At 32.9% G+C, this 3,439-nt stretch carries 2 protein-coding genes; both read right to left on the minus strand.

The features are described from left to right. Positions 1-11 precede the first annotated feature (11 nt). The gene (gene ftsH / locus HR065_RS01215) at positions 12-1,889 is read right to left on the minus strand and encodes an ATP-dependent zinc metalloprotease FtsH (protein WP_244948332.1); all 1,878 of its coding nucleotides are present in this window, start codon (positions 1,887-1,889) and stop codon (positions 12-14) included. A 2-nt stretch (positions 1,890-1,891) separates the two neighbouring features. Continuing rightward, positions 1,892-3,439: AAA family ATPase (locus HR065_RS01220; RefSeq protein WP_178734103.1), on the minus strand; the 1,548-nt coding region annotated here is incomplete at its 5' end.

The raw sequence follows: 3,439 nt of genomic DNA on the forward strand, positions 1-3,439 counted from the left end.
TTTTATGTGTATTATTTAGATGCAACTTTTTTCTCTTTATTATTGGTTTTCTCATGTTTTTGGTTCTTCGGGGGGTTAACTATTTGATCTAATTGATCTTTGGTGATAGTTTCTTGTTCTAATAAAGTATTAGCTATTTGTTCTAATAAAGATTTATTTTCTTTCATGATTTTTCTAGCTTCATCCATACATTCATCAATAATTTTTTTCACTTCAGCATCTACTAAAGGTTTATGCACAAATAAACTATCGTCGTTCTGCATCGGGCCTAATTCAGACATCCCATAGGAAGTAACCATTTCGTTAGCGATAGAAGTAGCTTGTTGGAAATCACTATAAGTTCCGTTAGAAATATCATCAAACATTAATTCTTCCGCCGCTCTACCCCCTAAGAAAGCAACTATATTAGCTAACATGCGTTTTTTAGAAGAAAAAATGGTTTCTTTTTCGGGTAACATTAAATTATAACCACCAGCATCTCCACGAGGAATAATAGTGATTTTCTGCACTTTAGGAGCATGTTTTAATTTAATCCCGATAACAGCGTGGCCCGCTTCATGGTAAGCGACCATTTTTCTTTCTTCTTCATCATATTTTTTAGATTTCTTCGCTGGACCCATCATTACTCGATCCACTGCTTCTTCTAGTTCCACCATAGTGATCTCTTCTTGGTTATTTCTAACTGCTAAAATAGAAGCTTCATTTAAAACAGAAGCTAATTCTGCTCCACTAAAACCAGTCGTTTGTTTCGCTAATTGAGCGAAATTAACCTCAGAAGAGATTTGTTTATTATAAGCATGAACTTTTAAAATAGCTTCACGTGCTTTAGCGTCGGGTAAGCCAACTGTGAAATGACGATCAAAGCGACCTGGTCTTAATAAAGCGGGATCTAACATATCTTTTCTGTTAGTCGCGCCAACAATAATAATTCCGGTAGAAGCGTTAAAACCATCCATTTCGGTTAATAATTGGTTCAAGGTTTGGTCTTTTTCTTCTGTACCGCCCCAACCACCGCCGGAAGATCTTTTCCCTCCTAAAATATCGATCTCATCAATAAATAAGATACAAGGCGCGTTTTCTCTTAATTCTTTAAAGAGTTTTCTAATTTTTAAAGCTCCCATTCCGACATATATTTGGACAAATTCAGAACCAGAAGTAGCGTAGAAAGGTACTCCTGCTTCGCCGGCTAAAGCTTTAGCTAATAAAGTTTTACCAGTCCCTGGTGGACCTTGTAATAAAACCCCTTTAGGAACTTTAGCGCCCATTTTTTCATATTTCTGAGGTTTTTTTAAAAAATCCACTAGTTCCGTTAATTCTTCTTTTTCTTCTTCGTTACCAGCGACATCTTGGAAAGTAGTTTTTTGTTGATCGCCTTCTAAATCAATCTCACTATCTTTCATTCGTGTCATTCTTCTTTGTTCTAACAAACTAGAAATAATATAAACTAGCCAAATGAAACCTACTAAAGCGGAAAAGACAGTTAAAGTAGGCATTATTAAACCATAACGTACTGTGGTAGGTATTTTTTCTAAACTTCTATCATTTTTTCTGGCTTCAATAGTTTTATCGATTTCACTTATATAATGGCTATCAATCGTTTTATTATAATAAGTTTTATTATCTTTAGTGTGAATCACTATTTTTTTACGACTATTAAGGTTTAAAAAAGCTCTAATCCCGTTAGCTTCTATTTTATCTTCATATCGATCTACACGACCTTTTTGGAGTTGTTCTAAAATAAATTGCGGTTCTTTCGCTTCCCCTGTTTGAGTTAAATCAGGGTAATATTCAAAGAATAAGAAAGTGCTGAAAGTAAAGATCACCAGTAAAAGAATGAACCACATCTTCTTTCTTTTTTGTTGTTTTTTTAACATTTTTTTGGAAGCCATAATTAAACCACCCTTCTATTTCTTTTTTTAATGATGATAACTAAGAACCATAAACCAACACTCATCACACTTAAACCAGCGGCTAACCATAACCATTTATTTTTGGTAGAGGAATCATTCTTAGCGGCCGCATTATGTTTAGTTAAAATTTTGTTTTTGTTTAAAGGGTATGTTTTCGCTAATTCGTTCATAGTCGCTTTGTTAATGCTATTATCTTTTAAGAGTTTAGTTTGAATTTCTTTGACTAAAGGTAAGTTATTTTGAAGATGAACCTTAGCTTGATTATAAACTTCGTTAAATAATTTATTACATTGTTCATTTAATTCGCGATCAGGATGAGGTTCAGTACTATAGGAAACCAAATGGTTATCCGCTGTTCCATGGTTATAAACCATCTCTTTAACGATTTTATTAACTTCTTCTAAATCTTTTTTGGCTTTATTTGAAACAGAACCAATTAAGAGTTCTTCCGCTGCTCTACCAGCTAATAAGAAAGTCGCTTTTTCTAATAATTGTTCTCTAGTAGAGAAATTATGGTATGGTTCCGCGTAATTATGAGCGGTCGGATTATTAGATAATTCGATAGTATTTCTGTAAAAAAGATTAGGTTGTTGGAGGTATTGAAGTAAAGCGTGGCCCGCTTCATTCGCCGCTACAATCTTTTTTTCTTCTTCGCTATATTGCCTTTGTAGTACTTTTCTACCAAAAAGATGTTTATCAACACTATCGCTTAAAGCTTGTTCAGTGATTGTAAACTTTTGATCCGCAAGATATTCTTTCATTTTGTCAACTACTTTTTTTAAATCTTCTATCTTTCTCGTTTCTAATAATTCTTTTTGATTTAGGTCATCTTTTAACACAGCACCATGAATGATTTTGTCCCAATCATTTGTTGGAATAAGTGCTTTATTTTCCCAAATATACTCCACATAATAATCTTCTTCATTTGGATAAAGTATTTTTTTAATTTTCTCTTCTATTTTACCTAAATCAGTCGTACTATAAGTTGACAACGTTTTTTCTTGGGTTAAATCAGTGTTTTCATTAATTTTGCCGTAGGTTAATTCTTGTCTGTGTTTTTGAACTAAATTATGTTCACTATTCTTAACAATAAAATCCACTGTATCTTTTTTTAATTGAGCTTGAACGATGCTAAAACAAGTATCTTTCACTACTTTAGCGATGGTAGCGCCACTAAAATCAGTTGATTTATCTGCTAAACGTTCATAATCAATATTAGGTGATAATTTATTTTTGGCTTTATATTTTTTTAAAAATAAATTATATAACCTAATTTTGGTGTCACGATCAGGTAAACCCACATAGATCTTACGATCTAAACGACCAGGTCTAGTTAAAGCTTCATCTAAAAGATCATCTTTATTCGTCGCTCCGATCACTACCACATCATCATTGGATTTCATCCCATCCAGCAAGGTTAATAAGGCATTTACCATTTTATTGTGAGAAATACCAGAAGCTTGAGAATCGCTAGTTCTTTTAGTTCCGATAGTATCAATCTCATCAATAAAGATAATGCAACCTTTTTT

The organism is Candidatus Phytoplasma pruni (genome assembly GCF_013391955.1).
In the GTDB taxonomy this organism is placed as follows: domain Bacteria; phylum Bacillota_I; class Bacilli_A; order Acholeplasmatales; family Acholeplasmataceae; genus Phytoplasma.

Coding starts and splice junctions, on each gene's coding strand:
- ftsH (WP_244948332.1), bottom strand. CDS start 1,889: ATGGCTTCCAAAAAAATGTTAAAAAAACAACAAAAAAGAAAGAAGATG.